Source organism: Streptococcus mitis (assembly GCF_002096895.1).
In the GTDB taxonomy this organism is placed as follows: domain Bacteria; phylum Bacillota; class Bacilli; order Lactobacillales; family Streptococcaceae; genus Streptococcus; species Streptococcus mitis_AH.
Window position 1 is genome coordinate 167,224 of record NZ_NCVI01000017.1, and the last position, 17,967, is coordinate 185,190.

Annotated in this window: 17 protein-coding genes, 10 tRNA genes, 1 rRNA gene and 1 pseudogene; 3 read left to right on the forward strand and 26 right to left on the reverse strand. The window is 39.7% G+C overall.

Annotated elements, in window-relative coordinates; all coding sequences use genetic code 11:
* Positions 1-35 precede the first annotated feature (35 nt).
* The 7 genes from B7697_RS02720 to B7697_RS02750 form a co-directional block, all read right to left on the reverse strand.
* Positions 36-944 (reverse strand): type II restriction endonuclease, encoded by a 909-nt coding sequence (locus tag B7697_RS02720; RefSeq protein WP_084950213.1) that lies wholly within the window; start codon positions 942-944, stop codon positions 36-38.
* Positions 945-956: 12 nt separating this feature from the next.
* Entirely contained in the window at positions 957-1,766 is an 810-nt protein-coding gene (locus B7697_RS02725; protein ID WP_084950215.1) for a hypothetical protein, read from the reverse strand.
* Between the two features lie 4 nt (positions 1,767-1,770).
* Positions 1,771-2,562 (reverse strand): DNA-methyltransferase, encoded by a 792-nt coding sequence (locus B7697_RS02730; RefSeq protein WP_000794285.1) that lies wholly within the window; start codon positions 2,560-2,562, stop codon positions 1,771-1,773.
* Positions 2,552-3,406, reverse strand: coding sequence for a DNA adenine methylase (locus B7697_RS02735; protein WP_084950217.1), 855 nt, complete (start codon positions 3,404-3,406; stop codon positions 2,552-2,554). Before B7697_RS02735 ends, B7697_RS02730 begins: the two co-directional genes overlap by 11 nt.
* Before the next feature lie 156 nt (positions 3,407-3,562).
* Entirely contained in the window at positions 3,563-3,967 is a 405-nt protein-coding gene (locus tag B7697_RS02740; RefSeq protein ID WP_000651223.1) for a PaaI family thioesterase, read from the reverse strand.
* A gap of 69 nt (positions 3,968-4,036) precedes the next feature.
* The gene (locus tag B7697_RS02745; protein WP_084950219.1) at positions 4,037-5,518 is read right to left on the reverse strand and encodes a UDP-glucose--hexose-1-phosphate uridylyltransferase; all 1,482 of its coding nucleotides are present in this window, start codon (positions 5,516-5,518) and stop codon (positions 4,037-4,039) included.
* Positions 5,519-5,536: 18 nt separating this feature from the next.
* Positions 5,537-6,715 carry a galactokinase gene (locus tag B7697_RS02750; RefSeq protein ID WP_084950221.1) on the reverse strand — a complete coding sequence of 393 codons (1,179 nt, stop codon included), beginning with the start codon at positions 6,713-6,715 and terminating at the stop codon, positions 5,537-5,539.
* A gap of 164 nt (positions 6,716-6,879) precedes the next feature.
* On the opposite strand from B7697_RS02750, the gene galR reads away from it, so the two are divergent.
* Positions 6,880-7,881 (forward strand): DNA-binding transcriptional regulator GalR, encoded by a 1,002-nt coding sequence (gene galR, locus B7697_RS02755; protein ID WP_084950223.1) that lies wholly within the window; start codon positions 6,880-6,882, stop codon positions 7,879-7,881.
* Between the two features lie 67 nt (positions 7,882-7,948).
* Here the strand turns inward: galR and B7697_RS02760 are convergent, their stop codons facing one another.
* The 3 genes from B7697_RS02760 to B7697_RS02770 all read right to left on the reverse strand — a co-directional run bounded on the left by B7697_RS02760 (position 7,949) and on the right by B7697_RS02770 (position 10,510).
* The gene (locus tag B7697_RS02760) at positions 7,949-8,986 is read right to left on the reverse strand and encodes a zinc-binding dehydrogenase (protein WP_004259103.1); all 1,038 of its coding nucleotides are present in this window, start codon (positions 8,984-8,986) and stop codon (positions 7,949-7,951) included.
* Positions 8,987-9,340 carry a stress response transcriptional regulator NmlR gene (nmlR, locus tag B7697_RS02765; protein ID WP_001022624.1) on the reverse strand — a complete coding sequence of 118 codons (354 nt, stop codon included), beginning with the start codon at positions 9,338-9,340 and terminating at the stop codon, positions 8,987-8,989.
* 279 nt (positions 9,341-9,619) lie between these two features.
* On the reverse strand, positions 9,620-10,510 hold the full coding sequence (locus B7697_RS02770) for a cation diffusion facilitator family transporter (protein WP_084950225.1): 891 nt from the start codon (positions 10,508-10,510) through the stop codon (positions 9,620-9,622).
* A 132-nt stretch (positions 10,511-10,642) separates the two neighbouring features.
* Here B7697_RS02770 and B7697_RS02775 point away from each other — a divergent pair, with 132 nt between their 5' ends.
* A complete protein-coding gene (locus B7697_RS02775; protein ID WP_000207362.1) occupies positions 10,643-11,179 on the forward strand; it encodes a TetR/AcrR family transcriptional regulator in 537 nt (178 codons plus the stop codon).
* A gap of 137 nt (positions 11,180-11,316) precedes the next feature.
* Here B7697_RS02775 and B7697_RS02780 read toward each other — a convergent pair whose 3' ends face one another.
* The 5 genes and pseudogenes from B7697_RS02780 to B7697_RS02800 form a co-directional block, all read right to left on the reverse strand.
* Positions 11,317-12,837, reverse strand: a complete 1,521-nt coding sequence (locus B7697_RS02780; protein ID WP_033684815.1) for an ABC transporter permease/substrate-binding protein — start codon at positions 12,835-12,837, stop codon at positions 11,317-11,319.
* Complete coding sequence (locus B7697_RS02785) at positions 12,830-13,558, reverse strand: ATP-binding cassette domain-containing protein (protein ID WP_004259046.1); 729 nt, start codon at positions 13,556-13,558, stop codon at positions 12,830-12,832. The genes B7697_RS02780 and B7697_RS02785 overlap by 8 nt, the downstream gene beginning before the upstream one ends.
* A 14-nt stretch (positions 13,559-13,572) precedes the next feature.
* Positions 13,573-13,764: pseudogene (locus tag B7697_RS02790) on the reverse strand (nuclear transport factor 2 family protein); the annotation flags it as partial.
* A gap of 34 nt (positions 13,765-13,798) precedes the next feature.
* Positions 13,799-14,242, reverse strand: coding sequence for a MarR family winged helix-turn-helix transcriptional regulator (locus B7697_RS02795; RefSeq protein WP_084950227.1), 444 nt, complete (start codon positions 14,240-14,242; stop codon positions 13,799-13,801).
* Positions 14,243-14,386: 144 nt separating this feature from the next.
* Entirely contained in the window at positions 14,387-15,580 is a 1,194-nt protein-coding gene (locus tag B7697_RS02800) for an O-antigen ligase family protein (RefSeq protein WP_084950229.1), read from the reverse strand.
* A gap of 282 nt (positions 15,581-15,862) precedes the next feature.
* Here B7697_RS02800 and birA point away from each other — a divergent pair, with 282 nt between their 5' ends.
* The gene (birA, locus tag B7697_RS02805) at positions 15,863-16,798 is read left to right on the forward strand and encodes a bifunctional biotin--[acetyl-CoA-carboxylase] ligase/biotin operon repressor BirA (RefSeq protein WP_084950231.1); all 936 of its coding nucleotides are present in this window, start codon (positions 15,863-15,865) and stop codon (positions 16,796-16,798) included.
* A gap of 186 nt (positions 16,799-16,984) precedes the next feature.
* On the opposite strand, the gene B7697_RS02810 is transcribed toward birA, so the two are convergent.
* The 11 genes from B7697_RS02810 to rrf all read right to left on the reverse strand — a co-directional run.
* A tRNA-Ser gene (locus B7697_RS02810) sits at positions 16,985-17,072 on the reverse strand.
* Positions 17,073-17,078: 6 nt separating this feature from the next.
* Positions 17,079-17,152: transfer RNA gene (locus B7697_RS02815), tRNA-Ile, on the reverse strand.
* A gap of 34 nt (positions 17,153-17,186) precedes the next feature.
* Positions 17,187-17,257 (reverse strand) — tRNA-Gly (locus tag B7697_RS02820).
* Between the two features lie 20 nt (positions 17,258-17,277).
* Positions 17,278-17,350: transfer RNA gene (locus tag B7697_RS02825), tRNA-Phe, on the reverse strand.
* Positions 17,351-17,353: 3 nt separating this feature from the next.
* Positions 17,354-17,427 (reverse strand) — tRNA-Met (locus B7697_RS02830).
* A gap of 11 nt (positions 17,428-17,438) precedes the next feature.
* Positions 17,439-17,528, reverse strand: a tRNA-Ser gene (locus tag B7697_RS02835).
* Between the two features lie 4 nt (positions 17,529-17,532).
* Positions 17,533-17,604 (reverse strand) — tRNA-Glu (locus B7697_RS02840).
* 8 nt (positions 17,605-17,612) lie between these two features.
* A tRNA-Ile gene (locus B7697_RS02845) sits at positions 17,613-17,686 on the reverse strand.
* A 34-nt stretch (positions 17,687-17,720) separates the two neighbouring features.
* A tRNA-Gly gene (locus B7697_RS02850) sits at positions 17,721-17,791 on the reverse strand.
* Positions 17,792-17,796: 5 nt separating this feature from the next.
* Positions 17,797-17,869, reverse strand: a tRNA-Val gene (locus tag B7697_RS02855).
* Positions 17,870-17,873: 4 nt separating this feature from the next.
* Positions 17,874-17,967: ribosomal RNA gene (gene rrf, locus B7697_RS02860) — 5S ribosomal RNA — on the reverse strand; the annotation flags it as partial.

A 17,967-nucleotide genomic window follows, 5' to 3' on the forward strand; every position in this document is an offset into this window, starting at 1 on the left:
TCTAAGCCTCTTTTTTGTTTATAGTTAATGAACAATTATTGTAAAAATAAATCAGCTAAAAATCCTTCTCTTAACATCTCTAAATTGAATACATTCGTAATGTGACTAAATGCTTCTGCTAGTGGTAAATGTGCTGTTTTCCATCCTTGACCATCAGTAACCCAAACAAATTCAACATTGTCATCTGAAGTAATAACAAATTGACTAAGTTCAGTAAACTCTCCAGCAACCGCTTTTAATTTACTTCCTCCGCCGCCATAATAATTCGTTTCAATCAACCAAACCTTATGTTTTTCTCGGGAATAAACTGCAACATCAAATCTTCTCTCAGACTTATCAACAGGTACTTTAATCCCCCACTTATCCTTAATAAATTGGGCTGTAGCTTGAGATTTCCATTCCAATTTTTGTTCCTGAGAAATTTTTGCTACATGCCTCTCTAAAATCCCCTCCATGGTTGTTCCACTTCGGTTTTTTCGTGCATTGCTATCTAGTCCAGTCTCTACTCCATAAACATAATCAACTAATGAACGATTAGCATGTTGTTGTAAAAAAATTAATAAACCAGATTGGACAATAAATTTCATGTAATCATCTATTCTACTAGTGTCTATCGTTTGGAAATCCAATTGCTCAAAAGACATATTATCGTTTTCATCTATTGTTAAAACATCTAAAACTTTATCACGACTTGCAATCAAGCTAGGAATTGCTTTTAACAAATTAGGTTGTTTAGTGAACAAGTGTAATGCTTCTGAATAGATATCGTCTTTGCCAATTAAGTAGTTTAATGTATTTAACTCTAATTCATACTTCTTGGTCTCACGATTAACTTTACTCCAATTCACATAGTACTCTGGCGTTCTGTTGGTAATTGAAAGCGTAGAAAGAAATTTTCCCAAGCGCTCTTCTGACGGTAATTTATGATAATTTAATAGATTCATAAGATTCCTTTCTTAAAAATATTCACCTTGATTGTTCAACTCAAGTCTATCCATATCTATATATTTAGTTAAATAATAATCTTGGTATCTTTGATCATGAATAAAATGCGCACCTACAGAAAAAGATTGTTCAGAAATATGTCTACTAAGTTCATCTATATCACCAAATAAAACCTCAATATATCTACCAAAACAATCTGAACGTCCTCTATATTTAGTATCACCCTCAAGTTTCGGATAATTAAATTCCTCGATAATTGCAATATAACTTATTATATTTATAATTTCTTGCAAGGAAAATTTTCCAACATCATTCAATGAAGCTAATACACTTCTTAACTCTTTAATACCATTATCAATTTCTTCTGATGATAGATATCTGTCATTGTATAATGGATTATTAATTCTAATTAGTTGGTTTTCAATTAATAAATAATCTGAAATTGTAGATTCTATTGTTGTTAATGGCCTTTGTGAGATTGACCTCAAGACAATATATACTATATTCTTTATTAGTTTTACAGGAAATTTTTCAATATGACATTTTTCTATTATTTCCTTACAGATTGTTATAAAACTTACATCTTCTTCCTTAAATCTTACTAAACAATCGTAAGAATTTCTCTTTAATCGTCTTTTAGTCTCCTCGTTCGTTGCCTTATATCCATAAAATATCAACGTTATATCTTGAGGTGTTATAAGGATTCTAGATTTAGCTTCTTCTCCCTCTTTAATTGACTCGGAAAAACCAGAATGTTCTAAACAGTTAATAAGTTCAAGGCCAAATTCTTTATAAGTTGCATACTCACCTAACTCTAACACTTCTCTATACCTCCAACCTCTTCTTTGCAATTTTTAAATATTCTTTTTCAGCATCGATACCTATAAATCTTCTACCTAATCGCTTCGCAACAACACCCGTAGTGCCACTACCAACAAATGGATCTAGAATATAGTCACCCTCTTTAGTAGAGGCCAAAATTATACGTTCCAATAAATATTCTGGTTTTTGTGTTGGATGCTTGCCAGCCCATTTCTCAGCTTTTTTCGTCAAAGCACCTGTCCAAACATCTTTCATTTGCTTACCATCATTTAGCTCTTTCATCAAATCGTAATTGTAATAATGACGAGCTTTTTTATCATTTTTTCTTGCCCATAAAATAGTCTCAGTAGAATGAGTGAAATAACGACAGGATAAATTAGGTGCAGGGTTTGTTTTCTGCCAAGTAATGTTATTTAGAATTTTAAAACCTTCTTGCTCTAATGCCATTCCAACTGAGTAAATATTATGTAAACTCCCCGAAATCCAAATAGTCCCATTAGGCTTCAAAACTTCTTTTGCTAAACGAATCCATTTACGATTGAATTCGTGCTTTTCCTCAAAGGAAGAAATCTTATCCCAGTCACCTTTATCTACAGATACAACCTGTCCCCCAGAATTTGATATACCACCGTTACTCAAAAAATATGGAGGATCAGCAAAGATCATGTCCATGCTTTCTGGTTTCATTTTCGATAATAACTTAAACGTATCTGCATGAACAAGAATCATTTTATCTTTATTATAGTATGGTTTTGTCATTAAAACACCTCCATACTTATATTCGTTATTTTTCATAATTTGTGACTATAATTTCAGAAATTTTTCCTCGACTCGAAGATTTTGCTCCATTAGTTCGGGTAGCTTCAACATAATGGATATTAAAATCTCGATACAACTCCTCTACCAAAAAACTAGAGGAGTTTGACAACATAACATAAGCCCCTGCATCACTCAATTTTTTAAAGGTATCTCTTAATCTTACTTGATCATCATAAGAAAACCCCTCATGAGTGTAGGAAGTAAAGGCACTCGTCTCAGACAATGGAATATATGGAGGATCAAAATACACAAAATCCCCTGGCTGAACATCTAAAACAGCCTTTTCAAAATCTCCCGTTTTAATTTCTAGTTGATTGTTATTTAGGTATACTGAAATAGCAAATATCAATTCCTCATCAACAATTTTAGGATTCTTATAACGTCCATATGGAACATTAAATTGGTTCTTAGAATTCACACGATATAGACCATTAAAGTCCACTCTCAACATATATAGAATACGTGCAGCTCTTTGTACTTCGGACATCATATCTATTCTTTCATCACGATCAGCAGAACGTAAATCTAAATAATATTCTTTTGAATTATATTCCTGATGAACTTTCAAAATTTCAATCAATTCTTGAGGATTGTCCTTAATTTGTTGATAGCAATTTATTAGTTCAGCGTTAAAATCATTAATAACTGCATCTTTAGGAGCTAAATCAAAAAATAAAGCTCCACCTCCAACAAAAGGTTCGAAATACCTGTTATAGGTTTTAGGAATTAATTCTCTAATAACAGGCAATAATTGTCTTTTACCACCTGTCCATTTCGTGAACGGTTGTAAAGTAACTTCCTTTATTTCTTTTATCTTCATGCTTTTAATTATACCATAGAAATTAAAACACAACTCTTGTATTTTCTACCACATTACTAAATTTTCTATTTTAGAATTAAATCATATCAATATCAAAAAATGAGTAAGGCAAATTTTATAAATTCCAAAATTCACCTCACTCTATTAAATTACTCTTTATATCCTTACCTGTCTGTCTTCTGACCGCTGGCCTGTGACAAACATGGTAAAGGTTGCCTTGCAGACATTTCTGCCTTCTTGATTGGTGATATCAACATCCACCACACAGGTTGTGCGACCTTGATGGACACATTCTCCTTTAATGGTCAGCACATCGTCAAGTTTTCCTGCCTTGAGGTAGTTGATAGAGGATTGGAGTGTCACTCCATCAAGCCCCAGCGAGATAACCACCAAACCACTGATCTGGTCGCAAAGGGTAAAGAGATAGCCACCATGGGCATTACCATAGTAGTTGAGCGACGAGTCCACTACTTTGGTCGTCACCACAACGTGACCATCTCTCATTTGTTCAATTTCGTAATTTTCAAAGGCAGATATAGCGTCAAAATGAAAGTCTTTCATCGTTTCCTCCTGATATTTCAAACGACACTATGATACTACTTTTTATAGGACTGTGCAAGGAGAAAGCTCCTAGTCTGGCAAAATTCCGACCTGCTCCACAAAGCGCATAAAGGCTGTCTGTCCCTGTTCTGTCTGCTTATAAACTCCTGCATCCTCAAGTACACGCGCAAAGATAGCACCCACAGAGTCCTTGACGATTTCAAGGGCTTTTTCTTTATCTGTTAGGTCCAGATGTTGGGCTTTGAGCTGGTCTGCCCATTTCTGATGATAATCGGCAACTGTATCAGCTTCTCCTACAAGATAGCTAGCGACTTGCTCCACTTCTTCTTTCAGACGTGGTGGCAAGATTGCCAAACCCATGACCTCAATCAAACCGATATTTTCCTTCTTGATATGTTGGACATCCTTGTGGGGATGATAGATGCCATCAGGATGTTCTGCTGAAATCTGATTGTCCCGCAAGACTAAGTCCAACTCAAATTGTCCATTACGTTTACGAGCAATTGGTGTAATGGTGTGATGCGGTGTCCCGTCTGTTTCTGCCAAAATCTGTACGTCAGGATCTGAATACTGGCGCCAAATCTGCAAGATCTTATCAGCTAAGTTAATCAAATCCTCTTTGGAATCTGAAGTCAAACGCAACACTGACATTGGCCACTTGACAATCCCAGCCTTAACCTGCTCAAAACCTGCAAATCGAAAGGTCTTTTGCAAGGGAGCTAATTCCATAGGAAATACATGACGGCCTCCCTGATAATGATCATGAGTTAGAATAGAGCCCCCTACAATCGGCAGATCGGCATTAGAGCCTGCAAAATAGCCTGGAAACTGCTCTACGATGGCCAGCAGACGCTCAAAACTCTGACGACTAATGGCCATGGGACGATGCTGACCATCTAAGAAAATACAGTGCTCATTAAAGTAAGCATAGGGCGAATACTGGAAGCCCCACTCCTGATTCGCCATTTCAAAGCGGATAATACGGTGATTGCTGCGAGCTGGGTGGTTGACCCGACCATGGTAGCCCTCATTCTCTAGACAAAGCTGACACTGAGGATAATTGCTGGCTTGCACCAACTTGGCTGCTGCAATCTCTTTGGGATCTTTTTCAGGCTTAGAGAGATTGATGGTAATTTCAAGCTCACCGTAGTCAGATGGAACCCTATAGGCGATATTTTTAGCAATGGCCTTGAGCTTGATGTAGTCATTTTTCTGACTGAGTTGGTAAAAATCCTCTATCGCTTGCTCAGGAGAGTGGGCGTAGGTTGACCAAAAGTCACGATTTACCTGACTCGGACAAGGGGTCACCAAGTCCATCAGTTCAGCACCGAGAATCTCACGCGCAGTCTGACTATCTTCAATCGTTTCTAATCGAACGGCTTCCTCAACCAGTTGGTCCTTTAGGTCAATCAATTGATCTAGATCGGTCTCAACTTCCAAAACACCTTCTCCCACTCGTGCCAAAACACGATTGGTCAGGTAGATTCGATCCATTTCCTCAAATGAACTTTCAGAAATGATATGCGTTACAAATTTATCTACTAAGGTCACTATAGAGCCTCCTTTTGACTAGTCAAGGACGCGAGTGCCACCTGCAACTTCAGCTATATAGAAACTTGGAGCGTAGCCAACTACTTCCTCGTAGTGTTTGCCTACAGCTTCCTTAAAGGCCTCAACAGTATCTTTTTGCACCAAGGCAATGGCACAGCCACCAAAACCAGCCCCTGTCATGCGAGCCCCGAGAACACCTTCTTGTGCCCAAGCTGTGTGAACCAGGGTGTCCAATTCCAAGCCAGTTACTTCATAGTCATGTTCTAGAGAAACGTGAGAAGCATTCATCAAGCGGCCAAATCTTTCCAAATCACCTGCCTGAAGGGCTGCTTGAGCTTTGAGGGTACGTTGATTTTCAAGCACAGCATGACGAGCACGTTTCAAACGATTTTCGTCTTTAATCAGATAGCTATATTGATCAAAGGCCCACTCGTCCAATTCACCCAAGGTCTGAATATCTAAGGCAGCTTGCAATTCTTCCACTGCTTTTTCACACTCAGCACGGCGTTCATTATATTTAGAATCCGCCAATTCACGACGTTTATTGGTGTTCATGATAACAACGACATTGTCTTTTAAATCAAGTGGTACCAAATCATACTCTAAAGTGTTAGTATCTAAGTAAATAGCACGTTGGTCTGCCCCCATACCGATAGCAAACTGGTCCATGATACCAGAGTTGACTCCGATAAAGTTGTTTTCTGTTTGTTTTCCGATTTTAACCAAATCGAGACGCTCTAATTTCAAATCAAAGAGATGCTCTGCCACGACTCCTGTCAAGAGTTCAAGGGATGCTGAAGAAGACAAACCAGCACCATTTGGGATATTCCCATAGACATAAAAATCAAAACCTTTATCAATCACATGCCCAGTTTCTTGCAAGAAATGAAGAACTCCTTTTGGATAGTTGGTCCAGTTATGCTCTTTTTCAAACTTGAGGTCAGCTAGAGGAACTTCGATAATGCCCTTGTCCTCAAAGTTGGCTGAGTAGAAACGTAAAACTTGGTCGTCACGTTTGCGAGCAGCCCCATAAGTTCCTAAGGAAATAGCCGCTGGAAAAACGTGTCCGCCATTGTAGTCTGTGTGTTCACCAATCAGATTGATACGGCCTGGTGAAAAGAATGTTTGGTCTGCTTCTTGACCAAAAACAGCAAGAAAATCTTTACGAAGTGCTTCTGCAGTAAGATGTTGTGTCATATGAATTCTCCTTTGACTGTCCGTTAAGTCACCTTAACGTGTAATCGTTTTCTTCTATTGTATCCAAGGGATTTTCCAAGGTCAATCCTTTTTACTAAAATTTTACTAAACTATCAGTAAAAAGCAGAAAAATATGATATACTAACCTTAAAGAAGGAGGATTTATGGCTACCTTAAAAGACATTGCACAGCTAGCCTCTGTCTCTATCGCGACCGTATCCCGCGTCCTCAATCGCGACCAGAGCCTATCTGTTACAGAAGAAACCAGACACCGTATTTTAACTGTTGCTGAAGAGTTGGGCTACACCAAGCACCTCAAGACAGGCGATTCCCACAAACCCAAGCAAAAGATTGCCATTATCCAATGGGTCAGCGAACAAGGGGAGTTGGACGATCTCTACTACTACCAGATTCGCCTAGGAATAGAAAAAAGAGCCCAAGAACTGGACTATGATATCTTGCGCTATTTTAATGACCATCCTTTTACACTAAGCGAGGAGGTGATTGGGATTCTCTGCATCGGAAAATTTAGCCGAGCTCAGATTTCTGCCTTTGAAGAATACCAAAAGCCTCTTGTATTTCTAGATAGCGATACCCTCTCACTGGGACACACCTGCATTATCACGGACTTTTACACCGCCATGAAACAGGTTGTCGATTATTTCCTCAGTCAAGGGATGGACCGTATCGGAATTCTAACAGGGCTTGAGGAAACAACAGATCAAGAAGAAATCATTGAGGATAAGCGGCTGGAAAATTTCAGAAACTACAGTCAAACAAAAGGAATCTATCATGATGAACTGGTCTTTCAAGGAAGCTTTACTGCCCAGTCTGGATATGACTTGATGAAGGAGGCCATTCAGAGCTTGGGAGACCAACTGCCACCAGCCTTTTTTGCAGCTAGCGATAGTTTAGCTATCGGTGCCCTCCGTGCCCTCCAAGAAGCTGGAATCAGTCTGCCAGACCGCGTCAGTCTTATTTCCTTTAACGACACCAGCCTGACCAAACAAGTCTATCCTCCCCTCTCTAGCATCACGGTTTATACCGAGGAAATGGGCCGGGCAGGTATGGATATTCTTAACAAAGAAGTCCTCCACGGTCGCAAAATTCCTAGCCTAACCATGTTGGGAACCAGACTGACTCTGAGAGAGAGTACTCTGCCATAACTCCACAAATTAAAAATGACAAAAAATCCTAATAGAGAGTCTCAAATCTCCATTAGGATTTTCTTTTTTAGGCCATCACAATCATAGACTTAATGGTCTTACGTTCATCCATATCTTTATAAGCTTGATCAATATCTTCTAATTTATAGCTTGAAGTAAAGACACGGCCTGGATTGATATCACCATCAAGGACGGCTTTTAGTAAAAATTGCTTATCATATGTTGTCGCAGAAGCTGCCCCACCTGCTACAGAGATATTTTGCATAAATGTCGAACCAAGAGCACGATTATTATAGTGTGGGACTCCTACAAATCCCATACGCCCTCCATTATGAAGGACACCTAGCGCCTGTTCTACAGCAGCCTCCGTACCAACACATTCAAGTGCTGCGTCCGCTCCGCCACTGAGAATTTCACGCACCTTGGCAATACCTTCTTGACCTCGCTCAGCTACAAAAGCTGTCGCACCCGACTCCAGAGCCATCTTTTGACGATCTTCATGACGACTCATGAGGATAATTTGCGACGCACCACGCATCTTCGCCGCGATGACAGCACATTGACCTACAGCACCATCACCAATGACCACAACCTTATCCCCTTTTTGAACATTAGCAACACGCGCCGCATGATAGCCTGTCGGCATAACATCTGCAAGAGTCAAGAGGGACTTTAGCATACCTTCTGTGTAGTCAGAAGGTTGTCCAGGGATTTTAACCAGCGCCCAGTTTGCATAGTGAAAACGAATATATTCCGCCTGAAAATCGCCTCCCAAGTTATTACCAATATGATTATCGCAAGAACCGTCAAAGCCAGCAAGACAGGCATCACATTCACCACATCCATGGGTAAACGGGACAATGACAAAGTCACCTGGTTTCACCGTCGTAATGGATTCCCCAGTTTCTTCGACAATCCCAATCGCTTCGTGTCCACTATTTTTGTGTCCAGCTTTCGTTTCTGGATTACGGTACCTCCATAGATCCGATCCGCAAACGCACGCACGAACTACACGAATAATCGCATCATCTGCGTCTATAATTTGCGGACGTTCAATTGTAGCAAGACCAACCTGACCTGCCTTTGTATATACTGCTGATTTCATTTAAATTTTTCCTTCCTTGTAAAGTTTAATTTTGAGATTTAAGCGATTTAAAGCCACCTGTAACTGAGACAAGCGCTCCTCTAATTTTTTCTTTTCCTCTTCTAAAATACCAAGCCTTTTCTCTCGCGTTTCATCCCCCTTTTGGTAGAGAGACATATAGTCAACTAAACTATCTACAGAGACACCTGCCGAACGAAAACACTTAATAAATTCCAGAGCTTCAATATCATGATCTTGAAAATCACGAATTCCAGTTGCAGTTCGAGTAATCGGTGGCACAAGACCAACCCGTTCATAGTACCGAATCGTATCCGCTGAAATTCCCAACAAGTCACTAGCAGATTTAATATTCATACACTAACCTCCTCTCATTCACTGAATTTAAGCTATTCTAACTCACTTATCTTATTATATAACTTTGAGTTGACTCCAAGTCAAGCATTTTGTATCTAATCGAAAAAATTTTTATCATTATCAGTTCTCTTATTAGCATACCTTTTCATCGTTTAAACAAAGAGGTTGGGAAAAGTGTCTTTAAAAGCAAAACTCGCATAGTATCAGGCTCGATACTATGCGTTTTTTGTGAAGATTTACTTCATTCTCTCTTAAAATTGAGTTTTCCCATACTTTTTTCTAGTTTTGATGCCCATGAGGTTGCTCTAAGGCTGTTACCCTCCGTTTATGTTGCGCATGATTGCTTTGACTGGTGTCCACTTCAATGGTAATATTCTGAATTCCTCTTTCTTCTAAGAGCTGACGCACTTGATTCTTTGTTTCCGTCATCTGATCCCAATCTTCTAAACAGAGATGGACAATGGCATTATTTTCCAGACCATCCATGGACCAAATGCTAAGTTGATTGACACTTTTGACATTGGTCAGAGCCTCCAAATCCTTCTCCAAATTACCTGTCTCTAGTCCTTCTGGCACAGCATCCAAGAAAATCTTGAGTGTAGACCAAAAACGTGGAATAGCTTTTGTTAGAATGAAGATAGAAATGACAAGAGATAAGAGCGGATCAAGGATATACCAATCTGTAAATCGGAGGATAATCGCCATTAGAATGACAGCCAACCAACCAAGTGTATCTTCAAAAAAGTGCAGGCTGAGAATTGACTCGTTCTTTGTCTTTCCCTTACGAACTACTAGACTAGCTAGCACATTGATACTGACTGCAATAATTCCTAGCCAGAGGATGCCTTCATCATTAACGGGCTGTGGATTAAAAAGTTTAGTTATATTTTCCAAAATCACTAGGATGGATCCTGTGATAAGAATCACAGCAGTCACTAGTGCTCCTAAAAGACTAAATCGCTTGTAACCCAAGGTGTATTGCCTATCTTCTTCTCTATTTGAGATTGTTTCTAAAAAGGCCGATATGCCGATTGCTATAGCATCTCCCAAGTCATGGATAGAATCAGCAAGAACAGCACTTGAACCGAAGATTCCTCCTGCGATAAACTCAACAATAGCATAGCTTAAATTTAAGAAAAAAGCTACCCAAACAGTATATTTTGCCTTCATCTTTCTCATTCCTTTGTTATAATAGATTTATGAATACCTTGTTCATTATCATTATCCACTAAAACTCAAAGAAAGGATAGAAGCAAAACGTCAGCTTTATTCATTTCTGAACAATTTGCCTCAAGTGTCCATATGACTACCATTGACCGCCGTATCAGCAAAACAAAAAAAGCCATCTATCAAGCTTTTCTACAACTTTTAAACGATAAGGGTTACGAAGCCACTACAGTTCAGGATATCATTGATCTCGCAGATGTGGGACGATCCACCTTTTACTGTCACTATGAGAGTAAGGAACTACTTCTGGACGCGCTTTGCCGCCACCTCTTCCATCATCTCTTTGAAAGAGAGCAACCCATTTCAACTGAGGACTACCTCGCCCACCTCTTTCTCCATTTTCAGAAAAACCAAGACCATATCACCAGTTTACTATTCTCCAAGAATGACTACTTCCTCCGTCAACTCCGGAGAGAGCTGGAGCACCACGTCTATCCCATGCTAACTGATGAGTTTAAAGAAGCACACCCAAGTCTGCCTGCTTCTTACCTCCAACACTTAGTCGTGTCCAACTTTATCGAGACATTGACCTGGTGGCTCAAAAAAGGACAAGACTTTACAGACCAAGAAGTTGTGCAGTTTTATCTAGACCTTCTCATTCCTAAAAATTGAATACAGATTAAAGCTCGGTTGCCTTATTTCTAGGCTACTGAGTTTTTTATCTTTTCAATAATCAAAAAAGCCCAGACAACATTGTCTGAGCAGTTTTCTATATGGTCGTTTAACAAAGTTGAGTTTAGCTTTTCAAGCTATTTCTTCAACAAACCTTGTTCTTGTAGAAACTCCTTGGCTACTTGTTCTGCTGACTTGCCTTCAACACCGACTTGGTAGTTGAGCTGGCTCATCTGGCTTTCAGTAATTTTACCAGCCAATTTATTGAGAACTGTTTCCAACTCTGGATGTTTCTTGAGAAGAGCTTCTTTCATCAGTGGAGCTCCTTGATAAGGTGGGAAGAGTTGCTTGTCATCTTCCAAGACCTGCAAATCATAACGCGCCAATTCCGCATCAGTCGAATAGGCGTCCGTGATTTGAATATCACCTGACTGAATAGCCTGATAGCGAAGGGCTGGTTCCATCGTAGCTACATTGAGATTGAGACCATACATTGATTGTAAGCCCTTATTTCCATCTTCACGGTCATTAAATTCGAGTGTAAATCCAGCCTTCAACTGCCCTTCCACTTTTTTCAAGTCCGAAATGGTCTTCAAGCCATATTCTTGAGCAATCTTTTTTGGAACAGCTACAGCATAGGTATTTTGATAAGACATGGGTTTGAGATAGGCTAGATGATCCTGTTTGGCAATACCATCACGCGCCACCTGATAAACCTGCTCTGGCTCATGACTCACTTTAGGTGATGGTTGCAGCAAACTTTCAGTCACCGTACCAGTAAATTCAGGATAGATGTCAATATCGCCTTTTTTCAAAGCTTCATAAAGAAAGCTTGTTTTCCCAAAATTCGGTTTAACAGTCGCAGTCATGCTGGTATTTTCTTCAATAAGGAGTTTATACATATTGGCCAAAATTTCTGGTTCCGGTCCCAATTTCCCAGCAATAACCAAGTTTTCTTTCTCTTTTTGAGCCAAAAGAGCTGGACTATAAGACAAACCAAGCAATATGGTCACCAAGGCAAAACCAGAGAAAATCGTCCGCAATTTTGCCTTTTCCATCACTTTTAGTAGGAAGTTAAAGGCAATGGCAAGCACTGCGGAAGAAAGTGCCCCAATCAAAATCAGACTGGCATTATTACGGTCAATTCCCAAAAGGATAAAGGAACCCAGTCCCCCTGCACCAATCAAGGCCGCCAAGGTTGCCGTACCGATAATCAAGACCGCTGCCGTCCGAATCCCAGACATCATAACAGGCATAGCAAGTGGAATTTCAAACTTCTTGAGACGCTCCCACCTAGTCATCCCAAAGGCAATCCCAGCCTCTTGTAGACTTGGATCAATTCCCTTGAGTCCAGTGATGGTATTTTGTAAAATCGGAAAGATCGCATAAATCACTAGAGCTGTCAAAGCCGGCAAGGTTCCAATTCCCATCAAGGGAATAAAGAGCCCTAACAAGGCCAGAGACGGGATGGTCTGGAAAATCCCTGCAATCTGTAAGACCCAATCCGCTAACTTCTCATGATATCGAAGATAAACAGCCAAGGGAATCGCTATAAAGATGGCCAGCAACAAGGTCAAAAGTGACAACTGCAAATGTTGAGATAGAGCTGTCAACCAATCACTAAAACGATCCTGAAAAGTTGCAATTAAATTAGTCATGTACACTACCTCCAAACAAGTCTGCTACAAAATCTGTTGCAGGAGCTTTTAAAATCGTCTCGGGATTCGCCACCTGACGAATCTCTCCATCCTGCAAGACAGCAATACGGTCCGCCAATTTCAGAGCTTCATCCGTATCATGGGTTACAAAAATCGTTGTCATCCCAAATTCTTTATGCAATTCTTTCGTCAGAATCTGCAACTGTTTTCTCGAAATAGCATCAAGAGCCGAAAAAGGTTCATCCATGAGGAGAATCTTAGGCTGACCAATCATAGCCCGTACAATTCCAACACGCTGTTGCTCCCCACCAGATAGTTCACTAGGTAAACGATGCCCATACTCAGCTACTGGCAAGCCAACCTTGGCCAAAAGCTCTTCTGTTTTCTGAGCAATTTTTTCCTTAGTCCAGCCCTTCATCTCAGGAATCAGGGCAATATTTTCAGCAACCGTTAGATTTGGAAAGAGAGCAATGGCCTGTAAAACATAACCAGTAGAAAGACGAAGTTCACGCTCATCATAGTCTTTGATACGCTTGCCATCCATATAAATATTTCCATCAGTCGGTTCCAAGAGGCGGTTGACCATCTTGATCATGGTCGTCTTACCTGATCCAGATGGACCAACTAAAACCATAAACTCGCCATTCTCAATCCGTAAATTGACATCTCTTAAGACATCTTTTTCTGTGTAACGTAAAGCTACATTTTTGTATTCAATCATTCTGTATCCTCAATTTAAAACTTGCCTCGATTGGTCAATTCTTCTACCCTAGGCATAACTTCTTTATTATTCCAATGCTCCACAATTTTCCCGTTTTCTAGACGGAAGATACCGTACTGGGCATAAGCAACCCCATCAATCTGAGTCTGACCATAGCTAACCACATAGTTTCCTTGTCCTAAGAGTTAGAAAACAAAGTCAAAAGTGGCCTTTACTTATAAACAGCTAATTTGCTCCATTTTAAACCTCATTTTCCTTCTCTTTCAGATTAGCCAAAATTCTTTCTTGAAAGGCTTCAAACTGCCGAATTTCTTCCTCTGAAAATCCTTTGTAAAAGATCGTATCCAATTTCTGACTGACACGATGTCCCACTTCTTTCTGGGACTGCCCCAAATCTGTTAAAACTAGATACTTCTTACGCTTGTCTTCCCCGCATGGACTAACAGTTACAAGATTTTGTTCCTCTAGCTTTTTTATCATAGTTGTTAGCGTATTATTAGCAAGCCCAGTCGCAAGCGCAATATCTGTTGCAGTTGCACAGCCAGTTTCACTATTCCATAAAACCGCTAAAATCTTGCCCTGCTCACTCCGATAAAGAGCTTCAGGGTCTTGGCTCAGTAACTTTTGAAAAATCCGCCCATTCAACAAACGAATATGATGGGCTAGCAAATGACTATCCTTCATAACACCTCCAATTTATTTCGATATCGAAAAGAATAAAACAATTGTAACACTCATCGTTCTAACTGTCAACTATTTCGATTTGGAAATAATTTTTCCCAGTAAAAAAATCTCCTACCCAAGATAGAAGATTTTAATCTTATAAACTTAATCCGTCATGTCCGATACCAAAGTTCGATGCTCCAACGGAATACTGCACATAACTAGTAAGAAAATGAAACCTGACTGAATCCAGAAGAGGGCCAAGTCAAAAATTCCATGTACAGCAACCACTGTAAGGAAAGACAGATAAAGACCGATAATCGGACGTTTCCCCGACTCCTGACTCATATCCATCATCAATCGAACAGGAGCAACAGAAGACAAAACTAATAAAATAGTCCCCACAATTCCGTAACTCAGAATCGTATCGATATATAGACTGTGAGCATGTTCATGATAAGGAGCATTTATCCTAGGATAAGAGTGCATGTAGGTCAATGGCCCCTCACCCCAAAAAGGATTTTGCTTAAACAAGGCCATCCCAGCATCCCAGATAGAAATGCGCTCTTCCATAGAAGAATCCAAAGTCCCCATCCGAACTCCCAAATCACTAGAAAAGAGGAAACTCAAGCCAATCGCGAAGACCCCAATACTAAGCCAAAAGGCCTTCCAGTTTTTAATGGTCGTAAAGAGATAGATGATTGCTCCAGCGATAATAGCAGGAAAGGCAGTTCGATTTTGAGTAAAGTTCAATCCAAAGAGATTAACAAAGCCTGCAAACACACAGAATACTTTCAACCAATTCAACTTGGTCGTTGTAAACAGATAGAAAGCAATCATGATACAGAAACAACAAATAATTCCATAATAATTAGGATTAAAGAAGGTCACTTCTGCACGATTCTGATGCCAGACCTGCATATTGGGTGAAAGAAAAGCATAGTTGAATTTCTTCACAATTTGGAAATGTTCTAAACTCGCAAAAGCAGCTGATAATACGCTACCAAACAAGACGAGCTGCAAAATCAATCGAAAGAATTTATGTGATAAAATCGACTGATAATGCAAAAAGAAAACAGTAAATAGAAAAATTCCTACTGAGGCCACAACTCCCATCCAATTTTGTGCAAAAACGGATATAACAGTACTATAGCCAAGAAAAAGAAGTAGCATCGGATGCTCCCCCATTTTCTGAAGAATACTTTTCATGTCTCCTGTGAAAATTAAACTGATAATATATAAACAGAATACAACTACAAAAAGATAAAAGGGTAAAAAGATACTCAGGATAATTCCCAATAAAATCAGCTCTTTACTAGACAACCCTTTCAGCTTTTCAATAAAGCCTATTGATTTCAAAATGAATCCTTTCTCTCCAAATCAGTTGATTCAGATAATAGTAAGCTACCCTTTATTGTACCACTTTTTTAGCAATTTGAAAACAAAGGAAACGTTTACTAGGTAAAAAAGGGAGCAAAAATACTGATATTTCAAAACTCAAACTTAATGACTAGATTTACTATAAGAAAATCATACCGTAAAGACTAGGTATATGTTAAAATAGTAGTAATATAATAAGGTTTTGACCAACTATCCAAACTATATTTAAATCATTTACAATATCTGAAGAAAGGAAACACTATGAAATCCTACCAAGCCGTCTACCAAATTCTAGCTAAAGAAACCGATTATATCAGCGGAGAAAAGATTGCAGAAGAACTATCACTGACTAGAACATCAATTTGGAAAGCCATCAAGCGTTTAGAACAAGAAGGCATTGAAATTGATAGTATCAAAAACAAAGGCTATAAACTGGTGAATGGAGACCTTATTCTTCCAGAACTTCTAGAACAAAATCTTCCAATTAAAATCAGTTTTAAACCCGAAACAAGATCAACACAACTCGATGCAAAAGAAGCAATTGATTTAGGAAATGAAGCAAACACCCTCTATCTAGCTTCCTATCAAACAGCTGGCCGTGGCCGTTTTCAACGTTCTTTCTACTCCCCACAAGGTGGCATTTATATGACACTCCATCTCAAACCAAATCTTCCCTATGACAAATTACCATCCTACACACTACTTGTAGCAGGAGCTATCTACAAAGCCATTAAGAACCTAACTTTAATAGATGTCGACATAAAATGGGTCAATGATATCTACCTCAAAAATCATAAAATTGGAGGAATCCTCACTGAAGCAATGACCTCTGTAGAAACTGGCTTAGTCACAGATATCATTATTGGAGTAGGAATCAACTTTACTATTAAAGACTTCCCTCAAGAATTAAAAGAAAAAGCTGCTAGTTTATTCAAAGCTCCAGCCCCTATAACCAGAAATGAATTAATCATAGAGATCTGGCGTGCTTTCTTCGAAACACCTACAGAAGAGCTATTATACCTATACAAAAAACAGTCCTTCGTTCTAGGAAAAGAAGTGACTTTTACACTAGATCAAAAAGACTACAAAGGACTTGCTAAAGATATCTCAGAAAATGGCAAACTTTTAGTTCAATGTGATAACGGAAAAGAAATCTGGCTCAATAGCGGAGAAATTTCACTCAAGAGTTGGAAGTAGTAATAAACAAGCACAACCATAAAATCAACAATATATAAAGATTTTAGCTTTTCTGCAGCCCACTACAGTTGACAAAGAGCGAAAAAAAAACTTCAGATAAGTAATCCAATTAAGTTTTACAAATCTGAAGTTTTTATTCTACTATTCTTAAAAATACAAAAAAAGAGTTATAAACTCTCAATAAAACGGAGAATAAGGGATTCGAACCCTTGCGCCAGTTACCCGACCTAACGATTTAGCAAACCGTCCTCTTCAGCCTCTTGAGTAATTCTCCTATTAATGGGCACGAGTGGACTCGAACCACCGACCTCACGCTTATCAGGCGTGCGCTCTAACCACCTGAGCTACGCGCCCAAGTTAAAAACTTGGTAATTTGAACAAAGTTCAAAGCGGGTGACGAGAATCGAACTCGCGACAACAGCTTGGAAGGCTGTAGTTTTACCACTAAACTACACCCGCATAAATACTATAAATAAAAATGGCGCGAGACGGAATCGAACCGCCGACACATGGAGCTTCAATCCATTGCTCTACCAACTGAGCTACCGAGCCTTATTGCGGGAGCAGGATTTGAACCTACGACCTTCGGGTTATGAGCCCGACGAGCTACCGAGCTGCTCCATCCCGCGTTAATACAAAAAGGAGGATGTGGGATTCGAACCCACGCACGCTTTTACACGCCTGACGGTTTTCAAGACCGTTCCCTTCAGCCGGACTTGGGTAATCCTCCAAAATAGTCCGTACGGGATTCGAACCCGTGTTACCGCCGTGAAAAGGCGGTGTCTTAACCCCTTGACCAACGGACCAAACTTTATGGGCACGAGTGGACTCGAACCACCGACCTCACGCTTATCAGGCGTGCGCTCTAACCACCTGAGCTACGCGCCCAAGTTAAAAAACTTGGTAATTGAACAAAGTTCAAAGCGGGTGACGAGAATCGAACTCGCGACAACAGCTTGGAAGGCTGTAGTTTTACCACTAAACTACACCCGCTTAAATGGGAGTTAACGGGATCGAACCGCTGACCCTCTGCTTGTAAGGCAGATGCTCTCCCAGCTGAGCTAAACTCCCTAGAGCTAAGCGACTTCCATATCTCACAGGGGGCAACCCCCAACTACTTCCGGCGTTCTAGGGCTTAACTTCTGTGTTCGGCATGGGTACAGGTGTAT

Coding starts and splice junctions, on each gene's coding strand:
- B7697_RS02760 (WP_004259103.1), bottom strand. CDS start 8,986: ATGAAATCAGCAGTATATACAAAGGCAGGTCAGGTTGGTCTTGCTACA.
- B7697_RS02720 (WP_084950213.1), bottom strand. CDS start 944: ATGAATCTATTAAATTATCATAAATTACCGTCAGAAGAGCGCTTGGGA.
- galR (WP_084950223.1), top strand. CDS start 6,880: ATGGCTACCTTAAAAGACATTGCACAGCTAGCCTCTGTCTCTATCGCG.
- B7697_RS02750 (WP_084950221.1), bottom strand. CDS start 6,715: ATGACACAACATCTTACTGCAGAAGCACTTCGTAAAGATTTTCTTGCT.
- B7697_RS02730 (WP_000794285.1), bottom strand. CDS start 2,562: ATGAAAAATAACGAATATAAGTATGGAGGTGTTTTAATGACAAAACCA.
- B7697_RS02795 (WP_084950227.1), bottom strand. CDS start 14,242: ATGAAGGATAGTCATTTGCTAGCCCATCATATTCGTTTGTTGAATGGG.
- B7697_RS02740 (WP_000651223.1), bottom strand. CDS start 3,967: ATGAAAGACTTTCATTTTGACGCTATATCTGCCTTTGAAAATTACGAA.
- nmlR (WP_001022624.1), bottom strand. CDS start 9,340: ATGAATATTAAATCTGCTAGTGACTTGTTGGGAATTTCAGCGGATACG.
- B7697_RS02770 (WP_084950225.1), bottom strand. CDS start 10,510: ATGAAGGCAAAATATACTGTTTGGGTAGCTTTTTTCTTAAATTTAAGC.
- B7697_RS02780 (WP_033684815.1), bottom strand. CDS start 12,837: ATGACTAATTTAATTGCAACTTTTCAGGATCGTTTTAGTGATTGGTTG.
- birA (WP_084950231.1), top strand. CDS start 15,863: ATGAAATCCTACCAAGCCGTCTACCAAATTCTAGCTAAAGAAACCGAT.
- B7697_RS02785 (WP_004259046.1), bottom strand. CDS start 13,558: ATGATTGAATACAAAAATGTAGCTTTACGTTACACAGAAAAAGATGTC.
- B7697_RS02735 (WP_084950217.1), bottom strand. CDS start 3,406: ATGAAGATAAAAGAAATAAAGGAAGTTACTTTACAACCGTTCACGAAA.
- B7697_RS02775 (WP_000207362.1), top strand. CDS start 10,643: ATGACTACCATTGACCGCCGTATCAGCAAAACAAAAAAAGCCATCTAT.